Source organism: Thermococcus sp. 101 C5 (genome assembly GCF_009372125.1).
GTDB lineage: Archaea > Methanobacteriota_B > Thermococci > Thermococcales > Thermococcaceae > Thermococcus_A > Thermococcus_A bergensis.
Genome location: NZ_WHIZ01000029.1, coordinates 1 through 23,211, shown reverse-complemented (window position 1 = coordinate 23,211; position 23,211 = coordinate 1). Strand labels below are relative to the sequence as shown.

26 protein-coding genes and 1 pseudogene are annotated in these 23,211 nt (G+C 43.1%); 19 read left to right on the top strand and 8 right to left on the bottom strand.

Annotated features, from left to right (window positions below; all coding sequences use genetic code 11):
* Nucleotides 1-771: RNA-guided endonuclease TnpB family protein (locus tag GBV73_RS05815; protein ID WP_152879977.1), on the top strand; the 771-nt coding region annotated here is incomplete at its 5' end.
* Nucleotides 772-780: 9 nt separating this feature from the next.
* Here GBV73_RS05815 and mbhE read toward each other — a convergent pair.
* The 6 genes and pseudogenes from mbhE to GBV73_RS05785 all read right to left on the bottom strand — a co-directional run.
* A pseudogene (gene mbhE, locus GBV73_RS05810) lies at nt 781-1,251 on the bottom strand (hydrogen gas-evolving membrane-bound hydrogenase subunit E); the annotation flags it as partial.
* Nucleotides 1,245-1,520 (bottom strand): DUF4040 domain-containing protein, encoded by a 276-nt coding sequence (locus GBV73_RS05805; protein WP_042697155.1) that lies wholly within the window; start codon nt 1,518-1,520, stop codon nt 1,245-1,247. The pseudogene mbhE and the gene GBV73_RS05805, both read right to left, overlap by 7 nt.
* Nucleotides 1,513-1,926 (bottom strand): monovalent cation/H(+) antiporter subunit G, encoded by a 414-nt coding sequence (gene mnhG, locus GBV73_RS05800; protein ID WP_152879975.1) that lies wholly within the window; start codon nt 1,924-1,926, stop codon nt 1,513-1,515. Before mnhG ends, GBV73_RS05805 begins: the two co-directional genes overlap by 8 nt.
* Nucleotides 1,923-2,171: a monovalent cation/H+ antiporter complex subunit F gene (locus GBV73_RS05795; RefSeq protein WP_152879974.1), complete on the bottom strand. Its 249-nt coding sequence runs from the start codon at nt 2,169-2,171 to the stop codon at nt 1,923-1,925. The genes mnhG and GBV73_RS05795 overlap by 4 nt, the downstream gene beginning before the upstream one ends.
* Entirely contained in the window at nt 2,168-2,674 is a 507-nt protein-coding gene (locus GBV73_RS05790; protein ID WP_152879972.1) for a Na+/H+ antiporter subunit E, read from the bottom strand. Before GBV73_RS05790 ends, GBV73_RS05795 begins: the two co-directional genes overlap by 4 nt.
* Nucleotides 2,675-2,977: 303 nt before the next feature.
* Nucleotides 2,978-3,478 carry a regulator gene (locus tag GBV73_RS05785; protein ID WP_152879971.1) on the bottom strand — a complete coding sequence of 167 codons (501 nt, stop codon included), beginning with the start codon at nt 3,476-3,478 and terminating at the stop codon, nt 2,978-2,980.
* 200 nt (nt 3,479-3,678) lie between these two features.
* Between GBV73_RS05785 and GBV73_RS05780 the strand changes: the two genes are divergently transcribed.
* From GBV73_RS05780 to GBV73_RS05765, 4 genes are all read left to right on the top strand, one after another.
* Nucleotides 3,679-4,200, top strand: coding sequence for a YkgJ family cysteine cluster protein (locus GBV73_RS05780; RefSeq protein WP_371717029.1), 522 nt, complete (start codon nt 3,679-3,681; stop codon nt 4,198-4,200).
* Nucleotides 4,184-4,684, top strand: coding sequence for a PUA domain-containing protein (locus GBV73_RS05775; RefSeq protein ID WP_042697143.1), 501 nt, complete (start codon nt 4,184-4,186; stop codon nt 4,682-4,684). Before GBV73_RS05780 ends, GBV73_RS05775 begins: the two co-directional genes overlap by 17 nt.
* Nucleotides 4,685-4,851: 167 nt before the next feature.
* Nucleotides 4,852-5,595 (top strand): KaiC domain-containing protein, encoded by a 744-nt coding sequence (locus tag GBV73_RS05770; RefSeq protein ID WP_152879967.1) that lies wholly within the window; start codon nt 4,852-4,854, stop codon nt 5,593-5,595.
* 15 nt (nt 5,596-5,610) lie between these two features.
* On the top strand, nt 5,611-6,561 hold the full coding sequence (locus GBV73_RS05765; protein WP_042697138.1) for a transcriptional regulator: 951 nt from the start codon (nt 5,611-5,613) through the stop codon (nt 6,559-6,561).
* On the opposite strand, the gene speD is transcribed toward GBV73_RS05765, so the two are convergent.
* Nucleotides 6,562-6,978, bottom strand: coding sequence for an adenosylmethionine decarboxylase (gene speD, locus GBV73_RS05760; RefSeq protein WP_042697136.1), 417 nt, complete (start codon nt 6,976-6,978; stop codon nt 6,562-6,564). It lies immediately after the preceding gene.
* A gap of 144 nt (nt 6,979-7,122) precedes the next feature.
* Between speD and GBV73_RS11150 the strand changes: the two genes are divergently transcribed.
* From GBV73_RS11150 to GBV73_RS05695, 14 genes are all read left to right on the top strand, one after another.
* Nucleotides 7,123-7,287, top strand: a complete 165-nt coding sequence (locus GBV73_RS11150) for a hypothetical protein (RefSeq protein ID WP_172967207.1) — start codon at nt 7,123-7,125, stop codon at nt 7,285-7,287.
* A gap of 92 nt (nt 7,288-7,379) precedes the next feature.
* Nucleotides 7,380-8,231, top strand: coding sequence for a protein translocase subunit SecF (locus GBV73_RS05755; RefSeq protein WP_152879965.1), 852 nt, complete (start codon nt 7,380-7,382; stop codon nt 8,229-8,231).
* Nucleotides 8,228-9,748, top strand: coding sequence for a preprotein translocase subunit SecD (locus tag GBV73_RS05750; RefSeq protein ID WP_152879963.1), 1,521 nt, complete (start codon nt 8,228-8,230; stop codon nt 9,746-9,748). The genes GBV73_RS05755 and GBV73_RS05750 overlap by 4 nt, the downstream gene beginning before the upstream one ends.
* A 5-nt stretch (nt 9,749-9,753) precedes the next feature.
* Nucleotides 9,754-10,449 (top strand): TrkA family potassium uptake protein, encoded by a 696-nt coding sequence (locus tag GBV73_RS05745; protein ID WP_152879961.1) that lies wholly within the window; start codon nt 9,754-9,756, stop codon nt 10,447-10,449.
* A 170-nt stretch (nt 10,450-10,619) separates the two neighbouring features.
* Nucleotides 10,620-10,931, top strand: coding sequence for a V-type ATP synthase subunit H (locus tag GBV73_RS05740; RefSeq protein ID WP_042697124.1), 312 nt, complete (start codon nt 10,620-10,622; stop codon nt 10,929-10,931).
* Between the two features lie 3 nt (nt 10,932-10,934).
* The gene (locus tag GBV73_RS05735; protein ID WP_152879959.1) at nt 10,935-12,920 is read left to right on the top strand and encodes a V-type ATP synthase subunit I; all 1,986 of its coding nucleotides are present in this window, start codon (nt 10,935-10,937) and stop codon (nt 12,918-12,920) included.
* A gap of 14 nt (nt 12,921-12,934) precedes the next feature.
* Nucleotides 12,935-13,420 (top strand): V-type ATP synthase subunit K, encoded by a 486-nt coding sequence (locus tag GBV73_RS05730; RefSeq protein ID WP_152879957.1) that lies wholly within the window; start codon nt 12,935-12,937, stop codon nt 13,418-13,420.
* Nucleotides 13,421-13,454: 34 nt separating this feature from the next.
* On the top strand, nt 13,455-14,066 hold the full coding sequence (locus tag GBV73_RS05725) for a V-type ATP synthase subunit E (RefSeq protein WP_042697117.1): 612 nt from the start codon (nt 13,455-13,457) through the stop codon (nt 14,064-14,066).
* A 5-nt stretch (nt 14,067-14,071) separates the two neighbouring features.
* Nucleotides 14,072-15,181, top strand: a complete 1,110-nt coding sequence (locus GBV73_RS05720) for a V-type ATP synthase subunit C (RefSeq protein ID WP_371717027.1) — start codon at nt 14,072-14,074, stop codon at nt 15,179-15,181.
* The gene (locus GBV73_RS05715) at nt 15,178-15,486 is read left to right on the top strand and encodes a V-type ATP synthase subunit F (RefSeq protein WP_004066677.1); all 309 of its coding nucleotides are present in this window, start codon (nt 15,178-15,180) and stop codon (nt 15,484-15,486) included. The genes GBV73_RS05720 and GBV73_RS05715 overlap by 4 nt, the downstream gene beginning before the upstream one ends.
* A 5-nt stretch (nt 15,487-15,491) precedes the next feature.
* Nucleotides 15,492-18,536 carry a V-type ATP synthase subunit A gene (locus GBV73_RS05710; RefSeq protein WP_152879955.1) on the top strand — a complete coding sequence of 1,015 codons (3,045 nt, stop codon included), beginning with the start codon at nt 15,492-15,494 and terminating at the stop codon, nt 18,534-18,536.
* A gap of 5 nt (nt 18,537-18,541) precedes the next feature.
* Complete coding sequence (locus GBV73_RS05705) at nt 18,542-19,930, top strand: ATP synthase subunit B (protein WP_042697111.1); 1,389 nt, start codon at nt 18,542-18,544, stop codon at nt 19,928-19,930.
* Between the two features lie 24 nt (nt 19,931-19,954).
* Nucleotides 19,955-20,599, top strand: coding sequence for a V-type ATP synthase subunit D (locus GBV73_RS05700; protein WP_042697109.1), 645 nt, complete (start codon nt 19,955-19,957; stop codon nt 20,597-20,599).
* 44 nt (nt 20,600-20,643) lie between these two features.
* The gene (locus GBV73_RS05695) at nt 20,644-21,870 is read left to right on the top strand and encodes a DHHA1 domain-containing protein (protein WP_371717026.1); all 1,227 of its coding nucleotides are present in this window, start codon (nt 20,644-20,646) and stop codon (nt 21,868-21,870) included.
* Here the strand turns inward: GBV73_RS05695 and GBV73_RS05690 are convergent.
* Nucleotides 21,867-23,018: an inositol-3-phosphate synthase gene (locus GBV73_RS05690; protein ID WP_152879954.1), complete on the bottom strand. Its 1,152-nt coding sequence runs from the start codon at nt 23,016-23,018 to the stop codon at nt 21,867-21,869. The genes GBV73_RS05695 and GBV73_RS05690 overlap by 4 nt on opposite strands.
* Nucleotides 23,019-23,211 lie beyond the last annotated feature (193 nt).

Below are 23,211 nucleotides of genomic sequence, written 5' to 3'. Positions count from 1 at the left end.
TACCACGAGAAGTTTAGGGAGTGGAAAATAGGACAAGCCTGGCTGGTTAAAAATCCAAAAGGAGTTTTTCTCCACGTGGTGTTCTCAAAGGAAGTTGAAGTCAGAGAGTCAAAAGCCGTCGTTGGTGTGGACTTGAACGAGAACAATGTAACCCTCAGCCTTCCAGATGGGAACTTTATCCAGATCATTACTCACGAGAGGGAAATTAGAACGGGTTATTTCTTGAAGAGGAGGAGAATTCAGAAGAAGCTAAAAACGGGTAAAAAGAGAAAAGAGCTTTTGGAAAAGTATGGCGAAAGAGAAAGGAACAGACTAAATGACTTGTATCACAAGTTAGCAACCAAGATTGTTGAACTGGCAGAGAATTATGGTTGTATTGCCCTTGAGGATTTGACTAATATTAGAGACTCAGTCAGATACTCTGCTGAGTTGAATGGTCGCTTGCACAGGTGGAGTTTTAGAAAGCTTCAATCCATTATCGAGTATAAAGCCAAGTTAAAGGGTGTGAGTGTCGTTTTTGTTGATCCTGCTTACTCTTCATCCCTGTGTCCGATATGTGGGGGGAAGCTAGTCCCGAATGGGCACAGGGTTTTAAAGTGCTCGAATTGTGGTTTTGAGGCTGATAGGGATGTGGTTGGCTCGTGGAATATTCGCTTGAAAGCCCTGAAGATGTGGGGAGTCTCCGTTCCCCCCGAAAGCCCTCCGATGAAGACGGGAGGAGGGAAGCCTACCCGTTACGAAATTAACACCCTACACGCACTTTACTGGTAGGCAGAACGGTTCAAAGATTCTGTGGTCTATTTCGTAGACCGTGAATGCCAAGTATAGGAACAAGAACGCTGTTGCGATTGTTGCTCCACCTGGGAATCCTCCACCCGGGGTCAGGTGTCCGTGGATAAAGATGTAAGCTCCAAAGAGCATTATGAACGGCAAAAGCAGCCTTGCACCGGTTGTTAAAACAACGCTTCCTTCTGTTTTTGCGGTTCTCTTCCTCCTATTCCTCCATAGAAGAGCTGCAACGCCGGTAGATGCTATGAAGAGCACCGTAACCTCTCCCAAGGTATCAAAACCTCTGTAGTTAACAACCACAGCTGTTACAGCGTTCACAGCACCGGTTTCTTCCTTAACATGCTCAAGGTAGTATTTGCCCACGAGCATTCTATCTTCGCCAAAGGGAACTTGATCGAGGGCTTTTGCCATCCAAAGCCCTATTATCAATATGAAAACTATGGCAAGGATCCGCTTCACCATCTCACCCACCATCCTGTGCTTTCTTCCTCACTCTCGTATCTCTCGGTTCTCTTTATTGCAAGGATGAAAACCGCGGCGCTCAAAGCAGCACCTATAGCTGCCTCTACCATCGCTACATCCGGTGCTTGGAGGAAGAAGAACGCTATTGAGGCAAACAGGCTTACTGCAGCCATTCCAACTACTGCCGCTAAAAGGTCTCTCCATTCAACTGCAAAGATTGCGGAGATCACCATAAGAGCAGCTATAAAAATGGCAACCCAGTCACTCATTCGTCTCAACCTCCTGTGAAGCTTCCTCTAACTTCTCTTCTATTTCGTTCACTCGTTCCAAAGACCCCTCTGCTTCCTTGTATTTGTCCACAACAGTGCCTTCCCACAGGGGGACCCCACTCTTATATGCTGCTCTAATCAATGCATGTGCCGCTATTGGATTCGTGAGTAGCAGAAATACCGCAATTATCAAAGTCTTTGGAATCCAGGAGTAGCTTCCCAGCTCTCCAACGGCCCATATTCCAGTTCCCACTATGACACCAAGAGAACCCAAGGTGGCGCTCTTGGTTGCAGTTTGCATTCTGTTGTAAACATCAGGCATTCTAATAAGGCCCAGAGATGATAGCACGTAGAAGAATGTTCCGAAGAGCACGAGGGCCTGGCCGATTATTGAAGCAACACTCATAGACCTCCCTCCATGTATCTGGCGAAAGCTATAACTCCAACGAAAGCAAGAACCGCATAAACTAAGGCCACGTCGAGAAATATTGCTCTCTTGTAGTACAGGGCAAACAGCACCATCAGTCCGGTGGTTAGAGTAGTCATTATGTCCACTGCGACTATTCTATCTGCTGTCGTTGGTCCTCTGAAAAATCTGTACATGCTCAAAACAACGGCAATGGCTATTAGGATCAAATAAACCTCTATCATTCGAAGATCACCTTCAGGAATTTTTCAAAAGGTTTTGTTATCTTTTCAGAAGCTCCTTCTACGCTCTCATCCTTCACATCAATCCAGTGAATGAAGTAGCGATCTCCTTTAACATCGAGGGTAATTGTACCCGGGGTCAAAGTTATTGAATTGGCAAGTGCGAGCTTTCCAGTGTTATTTGTGAGAACTGTTTTGCATTCAACGATTCCCGGCTTTATGGGTCTCTTTGGATGTAAAACACGGTATGCAACGTCGAGATTTGCAAGTACCATTGCCCAGAGGAAGTAGGGTATGTATGCTATGAAGTAGAGAACTCTCTTGGGATTGAGATTTCCTAGACCTCTCTCTGTAAAAACTTCGTATGTCAGCGCTCCAATGACCAATGACAGTATCGCTCCGATGATGACTTCCTGAGGATCAAGGCTACTGGTTAAAAACAACCAGATAATAAACAAAACCAAAACAGTATGGACGTACCGGCTTATCTTGCTTGCTTCTCCCATGTAACAACCCTCCACAGGTCAAGGTTGAAATTTTTTTACACCTAACGTTTCTAACCTTTATTGTGATATTGAAGTTTATAAACCTTATCAAAACACCAAGAGGTTAAAAACTAATGGTTAAATAACTACAAGTTTGCTTTTCTAAATTTAACAAAAAAGAACAACTATATACCAAATTGTACAAAAATTAAAAGGGAGCAATGAAAAATAGTATCACGCAGTACTATGATGATACACCAATACGTACATCAGGACGACAAAATAATTTTCAAACAAATAATAATTATAAAATTAGAGAAAAACTCAATAAATTGAGATGCGCCTAACACCTTCAAGCTTTGATAGTTCGTTTATCAGGTCTCCCGGAATAGGCTTCTCAGTAATTATGGTCAAAGTTGCCTCTGGGTAAAGCTCTGGGTCTTCTGCAACAACCTGAACAATGTTTATTCCCTTCTCCGCAATTTTTGACGCTACTTTTGCCAGTATTCCTATAGCCCTTGGCTCAGGCTCTATTTCTATGACCCCATATCCAACATGCCTTCCGACGTATTTCATGTGGACTGTAGGCTCAAGGTTGGTGTATATTTCTCTAAGCTCCGGGACCTTCAATATCATGGCAACTGTTTCTTTGACAACTCTTCTGTCTATATCGAGGGCCTTGGCTATCTTTGTGTATGGCACTTCTATATCTCCGCATTTTATCTTCATGTCGTCCGAGACTTTGAGGCCGTATTTCAACAGCAGCTTTGCTATTTGTTTTCTGACTGGATACTCATCAAAGTAGTGCTCAAGTTTGCCCCACATTTTCCTCACCTCTGTTCACAATAGTTCATCACTAGACTATTTGCTGCAAAGGTATTAAAATGTTTCCATGCGGAACTGTGTCCAAATTATGTTTTTATAAATTTTGTGACATAGAGGCAAGACATGGTCGTTATGCCCAACTTATCTCTATTCCGAGACATTTAAAAAGTTCAACGAAGGCTCTTTATAGGGGATTAAAAGTGAGATTTAAACCAAAACCATTGAAAGGTGACGTCAAATTTGAGTGCAAATTCTGCCTCGATTGCTGTAGAGGGCGATTTATCTACCTAACTTTGCGCGACATAGAGGGGATAATGAAACACGGCCACGACCCGCAGGACTTTATCCTTTTAACTGTGCAAGATGGAAAAATACGCTTTGTTTTAGCCTACAGGGAATGGGATCTCGGCTGTGTTTTCCACGACCCGGAGACCGGAAAATGTAAAATTCACGAGTATAATCCTATCATCTGTCAGATATATCCTTTCATGGTCTCTCACAAACCCCTTGGTGTTGAAGAAGAGGAGCCCTTTGAGTACAAGGGTCAGAAGTTGTGGCTCTATTATGATGAAAGCTGTCCGGGAATAGGAGAAGGAGAAGAGATTATCACTAGGGCGAGAATAGCAGAACTTGGTGTGAGATTTAAAGAAGAGTTTGAAAAAACAGATTTGGACAGTTTTAACACTCTTTTAAACGGTGAAGACAATGGAACTCAAGTATAGGAGGACTTCCTCCTGGGAGTTTGATTTGATAATGAAGGAATCTGAAAAATTCGGGGAATTGAAGCACGAGTTTTTTGGGATAGTCGAGGGAAAGTTTAGAGACGTCTACGCGGTAAACGAAGAAGTATGGAAAAAGATAGAAAATTTGAGGATAAAGCCCTACGCATTTGGAACGTTTGTTGGCACGATAAAGGTTGATGAAAATCTCGTCGAGAAGTTCTATCCAAACATAGAGTTCTTCTATTTTGTAGAAATCACGAAAAATTATGCCATTTTAAAGCCAAAAACGGCTTTTCTTTTCACAACGGGCAAAGATGTACCCAGAGAGGGAGTCAAAGAGTACAGCTGGCAGGGGAGCAAAAAGCTGGTTATTCTGAATGAAGATGGCATAATTCTCGGATTGGGTCTCATAAACCCAAAGAGCGAAAAGAAGTTCATTAAAAACATAACGGATGTTGGTGAGTTCATAAGGAGGCACAAATGACCTTCTTCCGTGCTTTACCTTTCCTTTTGAAAGCCTCCACCTTCAGAGGGGGAGGGTCAGCGCAAACTTTAAATATTTTCGGCAATATAATATCTATTGGTAACTAAAATTACTGTTCTCTCAAAAGGTCTAAAATCAGCTAGTAGTTTATAGAAGGGGGTGGGAGGATGGTCAAGAGAGTAAAAACCGGCATTCCGGGGATGGATGAGATACTTCATGGGGGAATTCCGGAGAGAAACGTAGTTTTACTTAGCGGTGGTCCTGGGACAGGAAAAACCATTTTCAGCCAGCAATTCTTATGGAATGGCTTACAAATGGGTGAGCCTGGGATTTACGTAGCCCTCGAAGAGCATCCGGTTCAGGTTAGGCAGAACATGGCACAGTTTGGATGGGATGTCAAACCCTACGAGGAGCAGGGAATGTTTGCAATGGTTGACGCATTCACTGCCGGAATAGGGAAGTCAAAAGAGTATGAGAAGTACATAGTACACGACTTAACCGATATAAGAGAATTCATCGATGTATTGAAGCAGGCTATAAAGGAAGTCAACGCTAAGAGGGTTGTTGTTGATTCTGTTACGACGCTTTACATAAACAAACCGGCTATGGCGAGAAGCATAATCCTCCAGCTCAAGAGGGTTCTGGCTGGAACAGGATGTACAAGCATCTTTGTGAGCCAGATAAGCGTGGGCGAAAGGGGTTTTGGTGGGCCTGGAGTAGAACATGGAGTTGACGGTATCATAAGACTCGACCTTGATGAGATCGATGGAGAGCTCAAACGTTCCCTTATAGTCTGGAAGATGCGTGGTACAAGCCATTCAATGAGAAGACACCCGTTTGAGATAACCGACAAAGGAATAGTGGTTTATGCTAACAAAGTCCTGAAGAGAGGAGGAATTGTAGAAATTTAAAGGGGGTGATAGGCGATGACAGTTGAGATTCCACTTAACCCTGTTGGAAGACAGGAAATTCACCAGTTAGAGAGCATCCTCCTCTTTGCAACGCTCTTTAGACCCGAGGTCATTGAGCTAATCAAAGATCCTGCAGAGAGGCTAACATGGGTTGACAGCTTAGCCGTTGCAGCGGGAGCAATTGCAAGAGAGAAAGCCGGGATGACAACAAGCGAGATTGCAAGGGAGCTCGGCAGAACCGAGCAAACTATAAGGAAGCACCTCAAAGGTGAAAGCAAGGCTGGGCAACTGGTTAGAGAAACCTACGAGCTGATAAAGCAGGGGAAGCTCGATGAGCTTATCAAGACCATAGAGATGATAGAAAAAGGAGGACTCAAAGAGGTAATTGCCAAGGAGGAATATGAGAAGCTCATGCAGGAGTATGAAAAGCTCAAGATGGAATACGAGAAGGTTAAGGAAGAGCTCGAAAAGATGAAACAGACAGTGGAGCTTGAAAACCTGGAGAAGGCTAGAGAAGAGATAGAGAAGCTCAAGAGAGAGCTCGAAGAAACAAAAGCAGAACTCGAAAGAGTCAGGAAAGAAAAGAAGGAACTTGAAAAAGAGCTTGCAGAAGCTAAAGTAAAAATTATGGAGCTACAGAGCAGGAAAGTTGAAGAGGCAAAAGTCAAAGAACTGGAAGAAAAGCTCAAAGCAAAGGAAGAAGAAGTTAACAGACTAGAGAAACTGCTCGACGAAATCACACATGAAAAGCTGGAGCTCGAAAAGAAAGTTGAAGAGTTCGAGGGCCTTGCAGAGGAGTGGAGAAAAGAGAAAGAGGAACTCGAGAGAAAAGTCAACGAGCTTTTAAAAGAGAACAATGAACTTAAACAGAGACTCGAAGAGCTTGAGACCTACAAGATCAAGTTCGAGAATATCAAAGACAAGATAGAGAAAATAAAGATAGAGCTTGAAAAGTTGCTGGAGTGATTATCCCTCGTTTCTTCTATCTAGTTTTTCTTCCCATGTTAGGATCATGTGTGTGAATGTGCCTTCCTCCTCTTTGATTCCTCTCTTTACTTCTGAAACGTGGGCGTATTGAGCTCCGAATTTTTCGAGGATATAATCTACTGCTTTCTCTGGATCCGCCTTTTCGCCGCATGTATAGACATCTAACGCCGCGTATCCTTCTTCCGGCCATGTATGGACGGATATGTGGCTCTCAGCAACAATAACAACTCCGCTGACTCCTGTCGGCGAGAACCTGAAAAAGTAGCTTGCCTTGACTTCCATGTTTCCCACTTTTGCTGCCTCCAAGAAGATCTCCCTTATTTTGTTTGGGTCTTTTAGGACTTCCGGATCGCATCCTGAAGCTTCAACAACGTAATGATATCCAATGGTATCCATGAGCATCACCTACTTTAGTTGTCCACCTTAGGTTTTAAAACTTGTTCTATTTATGGGCTGTTCTTTAAACGATAACTACCGGAACATTTGAATATTTTTGGTTCCGTAAAGCTTAAATGGTTTTGAGTCATATTTTTTGATGGTGTGGCAGTCTCCGATATGTGGGGGAAAGTTAAGCCCGAATGGAGACTGCTGAAAGCCCTGAAGATGTGGGGAGTTCCCGTTCCCCCCGAAAGCCCTCCGATGAAGACGGGAGGAGGGAAGCCTACCCGTTACGAAATTAACACCCTACACACACTTTACGGGTAGGCAGAACGGGCCATTGAATAGATTTTTAAATGCTACGGTGGAGTATCTAAAAAGACGATACTGTGCACTAAAATTCTGTAGGGGTGAACAAAATGCTCGAAGATACCCTTAAACGGCTCGCAACTGCAAATCCTAAGAAAATGATAACATATCCGCTAATTGTTTTTCTTGCAGCGCTTTTAATATTGGCGGTTCATTTTCCGAAACTCGGAACAGATCTTGAGGGAGGAGTGGTTATAACTATTCATGGAGGAAACGCTAACGCAAAAGATGTTGAGAACATACTAAAGGCAGAAAATTTCGAAGTCACAGTGAGAGAAATTAGGAGCATTACAGGAGACACAAAAGTAGAAATACGAGCACCTGCCGATGTAGATGTGCAGAGAATAGTTGAACTCATAAAATCAAAATATCCCGATGCAGCAATTTCACAAACTCAATTTGGGCCCAGTTTATCAAAAACTGCCCAAGAGCAGAGTCTAAAAGCTATTTCTCTGGCATTTCTCGGAATGGCCATCGTTGTGTTCCTGTTCTTTAGGGTTCCGGTACCATCTTTGAGTGTAATCTTCTCGGCTCTTTCAGACATGGTGATAGCACTCGCCTTGATGAGCATCTTTGGTTTGGAACTAACCCAGGCTACAATAGCTGCCCTTCTAATGCTTATAGGCTATTCCGTAGACAGCAACATACTCCTTACTACCAAGCTCCTGAGGAGGAAAGAAGACACCGTTGAAGAGGCTTACTTTTCAGCAGTCTCTACAGGCTTCACAATGAGCACCACAACACTGGGGGCTTTAGCGTCACTGTGGTTAATTTCACAAGCGGAAGTTATCGACATGATAGCAGCTGTATTGATTTTTGGATTGCTTGCTGACTTTATGAACACATGGATCCTCAATGCTGGAGTGCTAAGATGGTACATACAAAGGGGTGAGAAAAAATGAATCTAAAGAAGCTCCTTTTGAACGGCAGGGTTCTCTTACTCATCCTCGTTATTGTGGGGTCGATCTTAACAATAATTGCTCAGGGGATAACTTACGGTTTGGATATAAGCGGAGGCGTTGAGATAACTGTGCAGCTCGAAAAACCTGTCGATGAGGCAACTATGGAAGAGGTTAGGATTTCACTTGAGAATAGATTGAACACTCTTGGAGTTAAAGACATCACGTTAGAGCCATGGGGAGATCAGATAATTAAAATAAGAGTTGCCAACGTCACAGAAGAGGAAGCAAGCAGCATTATAGACACCATAAACCGTCAGGGTGTTTTCTACGCTGAATTCGATGGTGTTATATTTGCAACTGGGGCTGACATAAAGAGGGTTGACCAGGTAAGCTACGAGCCCAGGGAGGGAGCTTGGATTGTTCCGTTTTCAATATCCAAAGAAGCCGCAGAAAAATTTGCCCAGCTGGCACTGGGGAAAGTGGGATACCCAGTGGACATCTTTCTTGACCCACCCGTAAATTCAACCTTGATAGTTTCCCCGGAGATATATACTCTAATGAACTCAAATGAATTTAAATTTGTACCTGATGCCAAACCTCTGCCACAGAGACTTAAAGAAGCATTCAACATCGATGTGATTCCTTACGAAAACCAAAGTGTTGAGGAAATAGCCCAGCTTGTCCAGGGAAAAGAGAAAATTATCCTTGTTGACGTTAATGGAGAGCTAGAATCAAGCCTGAAAGCCTTGGGAATAAAAGTTGAAAAGAGAGAGCCAAGGGCTGGAGAGGCTGCAGATGAATTTATTAAGAGAATACTGGGTCTTTATGGGCCATATAGGCTTCAAGAAGGACTCACCACCGGAGAACCCCATACTGAACTAGCGATTTCAATTGGGGGATCTAAAGAAGACATTGCAGCAATGGGACAGGCTCAGGTCGTTTCAGTGGTGTTAAGGAGTGGATCACTTCCAGTAAAAGTTTTTGTAGAGGGAGTTAACTACATTCCTCCCACCTTGGGAGAGCAGTTCAGAAAACAGGTAGTGCAGGCTGGAATAGTGGCTTTGCTTGTGGTTGGATTGATAGTATATCTTCACTACAGAAAGGCAAGAATTGCTATTCCAGTGGTACTTACAAGTCTAAGCGAAGTTATTGCAATTTTGGGAGTTGCTGCACTGATAAGATGGAACCTCGACCTGCCAAGTATAGCCGGTATAATAGCAGCTATAGGTACGGGAGTTGACCAGCAAATAGTCATAACAGATGAACTCCTGGGAGGAGCTAAAAAAGAAAAGATCACGAAGAGGAGCGGAGTACTGAAGAGGATGGGCAGGGCGTTCTTTGTTATCTGGGCATCAGCAACAACCACAATAGTTGCAATGAGCTTTTTATTCAAGTTTTTCGTAGGAGGCTTGAGAGGCTTCGCATTCACCACGATACTTGGAGTACTCATTGGGATACTAATAACAAGACCAGCCTACGCCGAGATAGCCAAGGCTCTCCTCAATGAAGAGAGGTGAGACAAATGTTCATTGTAATAATGGGTGCCGGGAGGGTTGGATACCTCGTAGCTAAAATGCTGGAAAACGAAGGGCACGACGTCACAATAATTGACATAGACAAGGAGAGAGCCAAAGAGCTCTCCTTCCTTGTTAACGGCCTGGTAATCGAAGGAGATGCAACAGACCACAAGACCTTAGAAGAGGCTAACGTGAAGCAAGCAGACGCTTTTGCAGCATTAACTGGAAGAGATGACGCAAACATATTAGCCTGCATTCTTGCAAAGCACCTAAATCCCGAAATAAAGACCGTCCTCAGGATAAGCAAACCAAAAAATAAGGAAATCTTCGAGAAAGTTGAGGACCTGAAAAAGTACTTTGATGTAGTTATAAGCCCCGAAGAAATAGCAGCTAACTACATATTTAGGAGTCTGACAACTCCAGGGTTCGATAGGGTTTTATTCCCCAGAGAAGGGGCAGAGCTCGTTAAGTTCTATTTGGAGGACGACAGCGAAATTTCAGAAAAAGCAGTGAAAGACTTGAACTTACCAAAGGACTCCCTTATAGTGGCAATATATGACGAAAAGGGCAACCTAATAATCCCCTCAGGAGATACGAAACTGCCTAAAAAGGGCGAAGTGGTTGTTTTTGCTAAAAACTCAGTCCTAAACGAAATCAAAAAGATCTTTGAACAGAAGAAAAACAGTAAAGACCAGACTTGAAGTATGTTCAAAACTAATCTATGAATCCTTTTTATTGTTTTATCATTTATACAAAAATTTTCACCTTTTTCTGTTCTATTTTGTGCACCTTTGAGCATAAATTATTTAAAGTATCCACTTAACACTCCTTTGTACTGGTTACTTTCATTAAATTCATTGGAGGGCTTCTCATGGAGACAATCATTAAAGAAATTGTGGATGCTGAAAAAAAAGCCGAAGAGAGGATTGAAAAAGCAAAAGAAGAAGCAAAGATGATAATAAACCGTGCAAAAGAAGAAGCCAAAAAAATTGAGGAAGAAATACTAAAAGAAGCCCAAGAGCAGGCGAATTCTCTTATCGAAGCAAAAAGATTGGAAGGTGAGCAGGAAGCAAAAAAGATTTCTGAAGAGGGCGAAAAAGAGCTTGAGGAGATAAGGATTAAGGCAACACAAAACTTCGAACAGGCAATTGAAGAGGCAATAAAGCTCATTAGAGGTAGATGAAAAATGTTCAAGCCAGAAGAGATGGTCAAGATAGAAGTGTTGAGTCTAAACAGATATAAGGATTCTATCTTGACTTATCTCCATGAGCAAGGCGTCCTAGAGATTCGGGAAATTGATGTAGATGTTGCCCAGAAAGACGCTCCAAATGAGTTCTATAGGAAAGCTGCGTCATATACCATTAGTCTTTCCCGCCTTATAGAGTTTTTGAAATTATATAAAAAACAGGAACAAGGCGGCATTAAAGGATTCATTTTTCCAGAATTAAAACCAAAGAGAAAATACAAATACAGAGGAATCGAGAACCTGATAAAGGAAATCGAGAGCTTTCTCGAAAATGCCGAGCCGGAAATAAAAAACATTGAGAGCAAGATATCTTCTTTAAATACTGAAATAGAAAGGCTAAAAACGGAAATAGAAACCTTAGAATTGCTCTCAGCATTGGACATTGAGATAGAATACCTCAAACCTACGAAAAGCGTTGAAATAGTTGTGGGGTTTGTTGAAAAAGACAAGTTTTTGCCTCTAATTGAAGAACTAAAAAAAGCTCTCGATAACAGAATAGCTTATGTTTCGAGAGATTTAAAGGGAAAAGTTTTTGTTGTAGTTGCCCTGTTGAATAGAGACTACGACAAAGCCAATCCAATTCTTGCGAAGTACTCATTTGAAAGAATTGAAGTCCCTGAAGTAAGAGGAAAGCCAAAAGAGGCTATAGCAGAGCTTCAAGAAGAAATCGCACGGCTCAATAAGGAACTGGAAGCAGCAGAAAAAGAGGCAAAATCTCTCGCTGAAAAGTATCACGATGAGTTGGTCTTCTACCAAGAACTCATGGAGAATGAAAGGGACAAAGCAAACATGTTAAGCAATTTAGTAAGAACAAACATGACTTTTGCTCTTACTGGGTGGCTGCCGAAAAAATATGTTCCTAAAATCGTTGAAGGCCTTAACAAAATATCTCACGGCAAAATCTACGTAAATATAAGGCCACCAACACCAGAGGAGCTCGATGAAATACCTGTAAAACTGAAGAATCCTAAATTCATTGAGCCCTTCGAAATGCTGACCGAAATGTTCGGTGTTCCAAAATACAATGAACTTGATCCAACACCAATACTGGCTTTCACGTATTCGTTTTTCTTTGGCTTCATGTTGACGGACTTTATGTATGGGCTAATAATAGCAATAGTCGCTGCGCTGCTTATAATGGGACACAAAAAGCTCAACGACGGTGTTTACAGGTTCTCCAATATTCTTCTCTGGAGTGCTCTCTTCACTATGGTGCTGGGAGTCCTCTTTGGCAGCTACTTTGGAGATGCTTTCCAGAGAGCAGGAATCAACGTGCCAGCAATGTTGGATCCAATGAGGGAAGCATTGATTGTCCTGGGACTGGCATTGGCAATTGGACTGCTTCACCTCTTTATCGGTTATACATTGGGATTCATAGTTAAAGTAAAGAACAAAGAAACCGTTAGCGCAGTGTTAGAGCAGCTTCCATGGATGCTCATAATTTTGGGGGTGGTATTCCTTGCGCTTTCAATGGCAGGATTCACGAGTACCCTACTGGGAGAGGTCTTTTTAGTGCCGGGTGTTGCTCTCTTCGTAATCTCAGAGTTCAAGAGTGACCTTCCAGTCCTTATGAGACTATTGATGACAATCTCAGACTTCTTTGGCTTCATCGGTAACTGGCTGAGCTACGCTAGGCTAATGGCATTAGCATTGGCAACGGCAGGAATAGCGATGGTAATAAACATAATAGTGGCAATGATATGGGGTATTAAAATAGGTCCGGTGCCTTTGGGCATAGTGATCGGTCTTGTAGTGTTTGTCGGGGGACACATCTTTTCAACTGCAATAAACGCTCTTGGAGCGTTTGTTCACGCTTTACGTTTGCATTATGTTGAATTTTTTGGAACATTTTATTCAGGAGATGGTAAGAGGTTTGAACCCTTTAAAGCTAAAAGAGAAGTATCTGAGCTTGAATTAGAGATTTAGGAGGTGTAAGGAAAATGGAGCCAATAGTTTACGTTGCATTGGGTGCCGCACTTGCGGCAGGTATAGCTGGAGCAGCCTCTTCATTTGGTGTTGGAATTGCTGGAGCTGCAGCAGCAGGAGCAGTTGCAGAGGATGAAAAGAACTTTAGAAATGCACTATTATTACAAGGTCTCCCAATGACTCAGAGTATCTATGGGTTAATAACCCTGTTCCTAATTGCTCTCGTGTCAGGTATACTTGGAGGAGGATTTAAGTTCGCCGAAACTACCACAGAAAACATCATTAAAGCAGCCATTCTTTTGGGAGCAGGTCTAACCGTTGGATTAACCGGTCTCTCAGCAATTCCCCAGGGTATAATAGCTTCAGCCGGAATTGGAGCAGTTTCAAAGAACCCCAAGACCTTTACCCAAGCGATTATATTTGCCGCTATGGCCGAGACAATGGCAATCTTTGGTCTCGTTGGGGCTTTGATCCTCATAATTACGGGAGTTGGCTTCTGAGCCTTCTCCCTATTATTACCAGGAGGAATCCTCAATGGAAGGAGCAAAGCTAATTATCGAAGAGATCAACAGGGAGGCAGAGCTGAAAATAAAGTACATCCTAGAAGAGGCAGAAAAGACTGCAGAAGAGCTTAGAAAAGAGGCCGAAAAAAGAGCAAAGGCCAAAGCCGAATGGATACTTAGAAAAGCTCAAACACAGGCAGAGCTTGAGAAGCAGAGAATAATCGCCAATGCCAAGCTTGAAGTTAGAAGGAAGAAGCTTGCACTTCAGGAAGAGCTCATTAATGAGGTTTTAAAGGCACTAAAAGACAGATTAACTTCAATACCAGAAGGGGAGTACCTTGAAGTTCTCAAAGATTTGATAATCCAGGGAATCAGAGAACTTGGAGAAGAAAAAGTTGTCGTTGCTTCAAACAAAGAAACTCTCGCTTTGCTGGAAAAACACTTGGACGACATTAAGAAGGAGGCAAAAGAGAGGCTCGGAAAGGACATTGAAATAGGCATAGGAACACCGATAGAGACCATAGGGGGAGTAGTAATATACAACTCCGACGGAAGCATAAGAATAGATAACACGTTTGAAGCAAGGATGGAGAGATTCCAAAGTGATCTCCGCTCTAGAATAGCAAAAACCCTGTTTGGGTGAGGAAAGTGGAAGTAAGCACCATAACAGCAATTCTTGACACCAGTCTGGCGGTCATATTTACATGGGTAGCCTACAAAACAGGACAAATTTTGTGGAAGTACACTCCATATTCATACCCAAACGCCAGAATCAGAGCAATGGAGGCGAGGCTTTTCACAGAGCAGAAGTTCAACGAGTTAGCGGAATCAAAAACTCTAAACAACTTTATCATGAACCTTGAGGACAGCGATTACAAACCATACTTAACCTCTCTTCCGGTTTTGAACTCCGAAAGCATAGACAGGGCTCTTGACAGGGCTCTTGCTGATACATATGAGCTCTTCTATAAGATTCTCCCTAAGAGAAGCAGAGAGTTCTTTAAGCTCCTGCTTGAAGAATGGGACGTTAGGAACATAACTTCTTCTGTTAAAGCAAAGCTAAGGGGAGAAGTAGCTAGGGATTACATAAGCGAAATTGGCACAATGGTTGAAAAAGTGAAGGCCATTGCCGACGCAAAGAGCCTCGAAGAAATACTCGTTATACTGGAAGGCACAGAGTATGAGGAACCCTATCAAAAGCTTCTATTGAAGGAGATAACACCAGAGGAGTTTGAAACAGAACTTTACAAAAACCACTATCTGAAGCTCTCCAAATATGCAGCCACAAGAAAAGATGAGGAAAAGAAAATTTTGCAGGAGTTTGTGAAGCTAAAAATCGACAAGATAAACCTAAGCACGATACTTAGGGGAAAAGCTCATGGGCTAGGGGCAGATAAGCTTAGAGATTCTCTGATACCCGGTGGTAAGGTCAAGAGAAAGACTCTCGAAGCTCTTGCAAACATGGAAGATGTCGAGATGGTTCTGGCAGAGTTAGACTCCACAGAGTACTCGGGGATAATAAGGGAGCACAGAGAAGAGATACTGGAGGATATTTCGGCATTTGAAAAGGCATTTGATAGGTACATACTTCAAAGAATGGCGGAGCTGACGAGGTTCTATCCTCTAAGCATTGCAGTGCCATTGAACTACATCCTCCAAAAAGAAAGCGAAATACGGAAGCTCAAAGCCGTAACAAAGCTAATAGAGGACGGGGCAAAGCCAGAAATCATAAAGAGAGTAGTAGGTGAGCTGCCATGAAAATAGTGGTTCTTGGAGATAAGGATACCACACTTGGCTTTAGGCTTGCAGGAGTTCACGAGGCGTATTCGTTTGAAGAAACTATTCAGGAGTTAGAAAGAGCAAAAAACAAGTTAAAAGAGCTCGTAGAAAGGGAAGATATTGGTGTAATTCTGATAACTGAACGGCTAGCTCAAAAAATCGAAATTCCTGATGTGACGTTCCCGATAATCCTTCAAATTCCTGATAAGTATGGGTCACTCTATGGTGAGGAACAATTGAGGGAAATCGTTAGAAAAGCCATAGGTGTAGAGATAAAGAGGTGAAAAACATGGGAAGGATAATTAGAGTTACCGGACCACTGGTCGTAGCTGATGAAATGAGAGGCTCGAGAATGTATGAGGTCGTTAGAGTTGGGGAACTTGGGCTTATTGGAGAGATAATTAGACTGGAAGGAGACAAGGCTGTTATTCAGGTTTATGAGGAAACTGCAGGTGTTAAGCCCGGCGAACCCGTTGTCGGAACTGGAGCCTCTTTGAGCGTTGAGCTTGGCCCCGGGCTGCTAACTTCAATCTATGATGGAATACAGAGACCTCTCGAAATCTTGAGAGAGAAAAGCGGAGACTTTATTGGAAGAGGAATTACAGCTCCAGCATTGCCGAGGGACAAAAAGTGGCACTTCACACCAAAGGTAAAGGTAGGCGATAAAGTCGTCAGCGGAGACATAATTGGTGTTGTCCCCGAAACGAGCATTATAGAGCACAAAATAATGGTTCCACCCGGAATTGAGGGTGAGATTGTAGAGATTGCTGAAGAAGGAGAATACACGATAGAAGAAGTTATTGCAAAGGTTAAAACTCCGGATGGAGAGATAAAGGAGCTTAAGATGTACCAAAGATGGCCCGTCAGAGTTAAAAGACCATACAAAGAGAAGCTTCCGCCGGAGATTCCGTTGATTACCGGTCAGAGAACCATCGATACTTTCTTCCCACAGGCAAAAGGAGGAACCGCTGCAATTCCGGGACCATTTGGAAGTGGAAAATGTGTGGATGGGGATACTTTAGTGCTTACTAAGGAGTTTGGCTTAGTCAAAATAAAGGAACTCTATGAAAAGCTCGACGGAAAGGGAAGAAAAACTGTTGAAGGAAATGAAGAATGGACTGAACTCGAGACGCCAGTAACTGTCTATGGCTACAGAAACGGTAAGATAGTGGAGATTAAAGCTACCCACATCTACAAGGGAATCTCCTCTGGAATGATTGAGATCAGAACGAGAACAGGAAGGAAGATAAAGGTTACCCCAATTCACAAGCTGTTTACGGGCAGAGTAACGAAAGATGGCCTTGCCCTTGAGGAAGTAATGGCCATGCGTATAAAGCCAGGTGACAAAATAGCTGTCGTGAAGAAAATAGACGGCGGTGAGTACGTTAAACTCACAACATCTCCAGACTTCAGAAAGAGCAGAAAAATTAAAGTTCCGGAGGTTCTTGATGAGGATCTTGCAGAGTTCCTTGGATATCTGATGGCCGATGGCACGTTGAAGCCAAGGACTGTTGCGATTTACAACAATGACGAATCTCTGCTTAAGAGAGCAAACTTCCTTTCCACAAAGCTCTTTGGAATTAAGGGTAAGATAGTTCAGGAAAGGACGGTCAAAGCATTGCTAATCCACAGCAAGCCTTTAGTTGACTTTTTCAGAAAGCTGGGAGTCCCAGAAAGTAAGAAGGCTAGAAACTGGAAAGCTCCTAGAGAGCTTCTACTTTCACCGCCTAGCGTAGTTAAGGCGTTCATAAACGCATACATTGTCTGTGACGGTTACTATCACGAAGGAAAAGGCGAAATTGAAATAACAACAGCATCTGAAGAAGGAGCTTACGGACTGAGCTATCTGCTCGCAAAGCTTGGAATATATGCAACGTTCAGGAAAAAGCAGATAAAAGGTAAGGAGTACTACAGAATTGCCATAAGCGGAAAGACTAACCTCGAAAAGTTGGGAATTAAAAGGGAAACAAGAGGGTACACGAACATTGACATAGTTCCAGTTGAAGTTGAAAGTATATACAAAGCATTAGGGAGACCGTATAGTGAACTAAAGGGGGAGGGAATTGAGATTCACAACTACTTAAACGGGGAAAACATGACGTACGAGACTTTCAGGAAGTTTGCCAAGCTTGTAGGTCTTGAAGAGGTAGCCGAAAATCACCTCAAGCACATTCTTTTTGATGAAATAGTTGAAGTTAAATACATTCCCGAGCCTCAAGAAGTGTATGATATAACAACTGAAACCCACAATTTCGTTGGAGGTAATATGCCAACATTGCTTCACAATACAGTAACACAGCACCAATTAGCCAAGTGGAGTGATGCTGAAGTTGTAGTATACATTGGTTGTGGCGAGAGAGGAAACGAGATGACGGATGTTCTTGAAGAGTTCCCCAAGCTGAAAGACCCGAGAACAGGCAAGCCATTAATGGAGAGGACCGTTCTCATAGCAAACACCTCAAACATGCCCGTTGCTGCTAGAGAAGCCTCTATTTATACGGGAATTACAATAGCAGAGTATTTCAGAGATATGGGTTATAACGTAGCTTTAATGGCAGATTCAACTTCAAGATGGGCCGAAGCTTTGAGAGAAATCTCAGGAAGACTTGAGGAAATGCCCGGTGAAGAGGGTTACCCAGCTTATCTCGCTTCGAAGATAGCTGAATTTTACGAAAGGGCTGGAAGAGTAAAGACATTGGGAAGTGACGACAGAATTGGAAGCGTAAGCGTTATTGGAGCTGTTTCTCCACCAGGTGGTGACCTGAGCGATCCTGTCGTACAGAACACCCTTAGAGTGGTTAAGGTATTCTGGGCGCTTGATGCTGATCTGGCAAGAAGGAGGCACTTCCCGGCAATTAACTGGCTTACGAGCTATTCCCTCTATGTGGACTCCATAAAAGACTGGTGGCACAAAAACGTTGACCCAGAATGGAAAGCGATGAGAGATGAGGCAATGGCACTCCTGCAGAAGGAATCGGAGCTTGAGGAAATAGTTAGAATAGTTGGTCCAGATGCACTGCCAGAGAGAGAAAGGGCTATCCTCCTTGTGGCAAGAATGATTAGAGAGGATTACCTCCAGCAGGATGCCTTCCACGAGGTTGATACATACTGCTCTCCAAAGAAGCAAATAACAATGATGAGAGTCATACTCAACTTCTACCACCATACCATGAGAGCCATAGACGCCGGAATTCCAGTGGAGGAAATCGCAAAGCTCCCTGTTAGAGAGGAGATAGGAAGAATGAAGTACATCCCAGACGTTGAAGAAATAGCTTCACTAATGAAGAAGACAGAAGAACAATTTGAGGAGCTCTTTAAGAAATACGGGGAGTGATAAAGATGCCCGGGATGGAATACTCCACAATAAGCAAGATTTACGGTCCTTTGATGATAGTTCAGGGCGTTAAAGGGGTAGCCTATGGTGAAGTTGTAGAAATAGAAGTCGAAGGCGGAGAGAAAAGAAAAGGACAAGTCTTGGAAGCGAGAGAAGACTTGGCAATCGTCCAGGTTTTCGAGGGAACAAGAGACCTCGATGTCAAAACAACAAGGGTTAGATTCACAGGAGAGACTCTCAAGGTTCCAGTGTCAATGGACATGCTTGGAAGAATATTCAACGGTATTGGTGAGCCAATAGACGGTGGCCCAGAGATAATCCCAGAGGATAGAAGAGATGTCCACGGAGCCCCGTTGAACCCTGTAGCAAGAGCTTATCCAAGGGACTTCATTCAAACCGGTATCTCGGCAATAGATGGAATGAACACTCTGGTTAGGGGTCAAAAGCTTCCCATATTCAGCGGTAGCGGTTTGCCCCACAACATGCTCGCCGCCCAGATTGCAAGACAGGCGAAGGTCTTGGGTGAGGAAGAGCAGTTCGCTGTGGTATTTGCAGCAATGGGTATCACCTATGAAGAGGCAAACTTCTTCAAAAAGAGCTTTGAAGAGACTGGAGCAATTGAGAGAGCAGTCCTCTTCCTTAACCTCGCAGATGATCCAGCAATTGAGCGTATCATCACCCCGAGAATGGCCCTTACCGTTGCTGAATATCTAGCTTTTGACTATGACATGCAGGTTCTGGTTATCTTAACGGATATGACCAACTATGCAGAAGCCCTGCGTGAAATTTCAGCGGCAAGAGAGGAAGTCCCCGGAAGAAGAGGTTATCCGGGTTACATGTACACTGACCTTGCAACTATTTATGAGAGAGCCGGTAGAGTCAGGGGAAGAAAGGGAAGCATAACCCAGATGCCAATACTCACGATGCCTGACGATGACATTACCCACCCAATTCCGGACCTTACGGGATATATCACCGAGGGACAGATAGTTTTGAGCAGAGACCTTCATAGAAAAGGTATTTACCCACCAATTGACGTCCTTCCAAGCCTTAGCAGATTGATGAAGGACGGTATCGGAAAAGGAAGAACAAGAGAAGACCACTCCCAGCTAAGCCAGCAGCTCTATGCGGCTTATGCGGAAGGTAGAAGTCTTAGAGACCTCGTAGCGGTTGTGGGTGAAGAAGCTCTGAGCGAGACCGATAGAAAGTACCTTCAATTCGCAGACAGGTTCGAGAGAGAGTTCGTCGCCCAGGGATACGATGAAGACAGAGGAATCTTTGAAACCCTAGACCTTGGATGGGATCTCCTGTCAATACTGCCAGAGTCAGAGCTCAAGAGAGTAGAGAGGAAGTACATAGAGAAGTACCATCCAAAATACAGGCACTCCTCTTAACTTCTTTATTTTGAGGTGAGCTGAATGGCAAAGATACTAAAGGTCAAGCCAACCAGAATGGAGCTTTTGAGACTAAAGAGAAGAATAAAGCTGGCTGAAAAAGGACATAAAATTCTCAAGGAAAAGCAGGATGCCCTTATTATGGAATTCTTCACCATATACGATGAAGCCCTAGCACTGAGAAGAGAGCTCAACCAGAAAATAGCAGAAGCGTTTGAGCAGCTTAGATTGGCTGAGATAGACATGGGAATTGTCAGACTCAGCGAGATAGCCCTTAGCGTAAGACCAAATAAAGAAATAGATATTAAAAGAAGGAACATTATGGGAGTACCCGTGCCCCTAATTGAGGCGGAGGGGTTTAAGAGAGATCCCAGCGAGAGAGGTTATGCGTTTGTTTCAAGTTCCTCCAAAGTTGATGTCGCATCGGAAAAATTTGAAGAGGTTCTTGAGCTGGCGATAAGGCTGGCAGAAGTTGAAGAAACGCTAAAGAGGCTTGCCAGAGAGATTGAAAAGACAAAAAGAAGGGTCAACGCCTTAGAATATATCATCATCCCAAGAATGAAAGAAACTGTGAAATACATAAGCCAGCATCTTGATGAGATGGAGAGGGAAAACTTCTTCAGGTTGAAGAGAGTTAAGGCAATCCTCGAAGCCAAAGCTCAACCTTAGTTAGCTTTTTATCTTTTTATTGAGATTCTTCTCTGGTGAGAAATGTGACGCTCAAGTTGTTCTATACCGACCCCTATCTAAGGGAAGCTTCTGCAAAGATAATGGACATTGAGGTTAAAGAGAATAAAGCCAGAGTGCTGCTTGATAGGACGATATTTTATCCTGAAGGCGGCGGACAACCCAGTGACAGAGGTGTGATAAAAGGAAACGGCTTTAGAATTGAAGTTGAAAAGGTTGAGGGAAAAAATGAAATCTGGCATGAAGGGACGCTCAAAGGGAGGATCCCAGAGAAAGGAGAGGAAGTAAAGCTTGAGCTTGACTGGGAATGGAGATATGAAAACATGAGACAGCATACCGGTCAGCACATTCTTTCTGCAATCTTGAAGAGGATGTACAACAGCGATACTACTGGATTCCAGATATTCCCGGAATACAACAAGATTGAGATCAATTTTGATGAGGAATTAACTTGGGAACACATCCTTGCTGCAGAGCTTGAGGCCAATGAAGTCGTTTGGGCAAACATTCCAGTAGAGGTTGAAGAATATGAGGAGCTTCCCGAAGAGGTAAGATCGGCTCTTAGAAAATCCCTACCCAAGGATATATCGGGAAAAATCCGGGTGGTGAAAATAGGAGACGTTGATCTAATTCCCTGTGGAGGAACTCACGTAAAAAATACTGGAGAGGTTGGCTTCATAAAAGTCCTTAACTTCTACAGAAAAACCAAAAACATCTGGCGTATAGAATTTGCATGTGGATATAGGGCGCTAATATATCTGGACAGGCTCCTGCAGGATTACTGGGAAAGCCTAGATAAGATGCCTAATAAGAACAGGCCTCTAACCGATAGAATTGAAGAGCTAAAACAAGAGCTCGAAAACGCTGAAAAAGAAAAAGTTGAACTGAGGAGAGAGCTTTGGGAGTGGAAAGGCAAGGCACTGCTTTCCAATGCTGATGAGATTGACGGAATAAAAGTAATCTCTTACATTGAGTCAATGGACATGAAAGACGCACAAGCGTTTATTGTGCACCTTGTGGATAAAAACCCCAACACGATGGTCTTGGCAGTTGGGAAAAATTACGCGATTTTTGCAAAGAACAAAGACACGAAAGGCATCTCCATGAATGAACTCCTCAAAGAGGTGCTCAGAGAAGTTGGTGGCGGTGGAGGCGGAAGTGAAATCCTAGCAAGAGGTGGAGGCTTTAAGAAAACTCCAGAGGAAGTGCTTGAAGTTGCAAAGAGGATATTAAAAGAAAAGCTAAAGAGCTAGAGCCACTTTGGCTTTAGCCCCGCCCACATTCTCATCTTTTCATGGGCTATTATCCTTGGGATGTTGCCTTTCTCTTGTGGTCCGGGGTTCTTCATGTAGAAAGCGTTGACCTCATAGACGGTTCCGAACTCCTTCTTCTCTATTGCTATTTTGCCCAATCTCACTAAATCAACCAGCAATCCTGCCAAAGCTGGGCTATCGTTAATTCTTCCAGTTATCACAAGCTCATCCACTGCTCCATTGAAGCTGACGTACTCAATGTGCATAGCAATGAACTTTTTGTCTCCAAGCGGCTCAAGGAACCCCGTTGGTTTGATGTAGTGGGGCGCCTCATAGCCGAGGAGGTCTTTAACTACACTTGACTTAGTGAACTCCTTGCTCTTGTTTCTCTCTTTATCTGTTAAAGCCAAGAAATCTGTGTTACCACCGATATTGAACTGAGCTATATCCCTCACGTATCTGTTTCTTTGAGCTAGATGAGACAGGATGTCAGCTGTTAATGGAGTTGCTCCTGTAGCTCCGTCGTCACCAAAAATGACCAAGTTGTTCTCTTTAGCAAGCTCCACAAACGCAGGGTCGTTTGCTATGAGAGTAGGGATAGCGTTTACAAAAGCCGCTCCCCCTCTTTCCTTTGCATACAGAGCGGCAGCATAAGCATAAACTTGAGTCGCAGTTAATCTTTCCCTCTCGTCGTTTTCAATAGCCTTTACAAGCTCCTCTTTATTTCCAAACGGAACAAAAGCCTCTGTGGTACAAACGTTTACTATCACATCAACATCAAGTTCTTTCCATTCTTCAACAAGCTTTTCAACGGCTTCTTTGAGTGTCATGCTGTCTTCAAGCCCTTCGGCCTCTATAGGTAGGTTTCTCAGGCTTTTAAGATGAATTCCTTTTCTTACAATTACGCTCTTGAGGGTCTCCGGGATTTTATCATCCCAGTAGCTCTTCACTACCTCATATAGAGACTTTCCTATTTTGTTTTTATCAACATCGTAGCTTCCAACGATTTCTATGTCCTCAACTTTTATTGGGAGCTCGTTCTGGAGAGGAATTCCATAGTAGCCAAGCTCCCCTGTTTTTATCCTCTCGACTCCAAGAGCAAAAATGCTCCCTACGTATCCTTGACCTAGTATCACAACACGAACCATACTCCCACCCCAGTACTATTATTTTACATGTGTTAAATATTTTTTGGTATATAATCTTTTATGAATCATATATAACACTTTCGGTGATGCATACGCCAAAACGAGTTAATGTTACAGGGCGTGTTTAGTTTCACCCCCTGTTATTTAAACAGTATTTGACTCTGAGGAGGATTTTCAGACCATAACACATTAC

Bases quoted from the DNA above. Each gene is read 5' to 3' on its own strand.
- GBV73_RS05805 (WP_042697155.1), bottom strand. From the start codon at position 1,520: ATGAGTGACTGGGTTGCCATTTTTATAGCTGCTCTTATGGTGATCTCC.
- mnhG (WP_152879975.1), bottom strand. From the start codon at position 1,926: ATGAGTGTTGCTTCAATAATCGGCCAGGCCCTCGTGCTCTTCGGAACA.
- GBV73_RS05795 (WP_152879974.1), bottom strand. From the start codon at position 2,171: ATGATAGAGGTTTATTTGATCCTAATAGCCATTGCCGTTGTTTTGAGC.
- GBV73_RS05790 (WP_152879972.1), bottom strand. From the start codon at position 2,674: ATGGGAGAAGCAAGCAAGATAAGCCGGTACGTCCATACTGTTTTGGTT.
- GBV73_RS05785 (WP_152879971.1), bottom strand. From the start codon at position 3,478: ATGTGGGGCAAACTTGAGCACTACTTTGATGAGTATCCAGTCAGAAAA.
- GBV73_RS05775 (WP_042697143.1), top strand. From the start codon at position 4,184: ATGGAACTCAAGTATAGGAGGACTTCCTCCTGGGAGTTTGATTTGATA.
- GBV73_RS05770 (WP_152879967.1), top strand. From the start codon at position 4,852: ATGGTCAAGAGAGTAAAAACCGGCATTCCGGGGATGGATGAGATACTT.
- GBV73_RS05765 (WP_042697138.1), top strand. From the start codon at position 5,611: ATGACAGTTGAGATTCCACTTAACCCTGTTGGAAGACAGGAAATTCAC.
- speD (WP_042697136.1), bottom strand. From the start codon at position 6,978: ATGGATACCATTGGATATCATTACGTTGTTGAAGCTTCAGGATGCGAT.
- GBV73_RS05755 (WP_152879965.1), top strand. From the start codon at position 7,380: ATGCTCGAAGATACCCTTAAACGGCTCGCAACTGCAAATCCTAAGAAA.
- GBV73_RS05750 (WP_152879963.1), top strand. From the start codon at position 8,228: ATGAATCTAAAGAAGCTCCTTTTGAACGGCAGGGTTCTCTTACTCATC.
- GBV73_RS05745 (WP_152879961.1), top strand. From the start codon at position 9,754: ATGTTCATTGTAATAATGGGTGCCGGGAGGGTTGGATACCTCGTAGCT.
- GBV73_RS05740 (WP_042697124.1), top strand. From the start codon at position 10,620: ATGGAGACAATCATTAAAGAAATTGTGGATGCTGAAAAAAAAGCCGAA.
- GBV73_RS05735 (WP_152879959.1), top strand. From the start codon at position 10,935: ATGTTCAAGCCAGAAGAGATGGTCAAGATAGAAGTGTTGAGTCTAAAC.
- GBV73_RS05730 (WP_152879957.1), top strand. From the start codon at position 12,935: ATGGAGCCAATAGTTTACGTTGCATTGGGTGCCGCACTTGCGGCAGGT.
- GBV73_RS05725 (WP_042697117.1), top strand. From the start codon at position 13,455: ATGGAAGGAGCAAAGCTAATTATCGAAGAGATCAACAGGGAGGCAGAG.
- GBV73_RS05715 (WP_004066677.1), top strand. From the start codon at position 15,178: ATGAAAATAGTGGTTCTTGGAGATAAGGATACCACACTTGGCTTTAGG.
- GBV73_RS05710 (WP_152879955.1), top strand. From the start codon at position 15,492: ATGGGAAGGATAATTAGAGTTACCGGACCACTGGTCGTAGCTGATGAA.
- GBV73_RS05705 (WP_042697111.1), top strand. From the start codon at position 18,542: ATGCCCGGGATGGAATACTCCACAATAAGCAAGATTTACGGTCCTTTG.
- GBV73_RS05700 (WP_042697109.1), top strand. From the start codon at position 19,955: ATGGCAAAGATACTAAAGGTCAAGCCAACCAGAATGGAGCTTTTGAGA.
- GBV73_RS05690 (WP_152879954.1), bottom strand. From the start codon at position 23,018: ATGGTTCGTGTTGTGATACTAGGTCAAGGATACGTAGGGAGCATTTTT.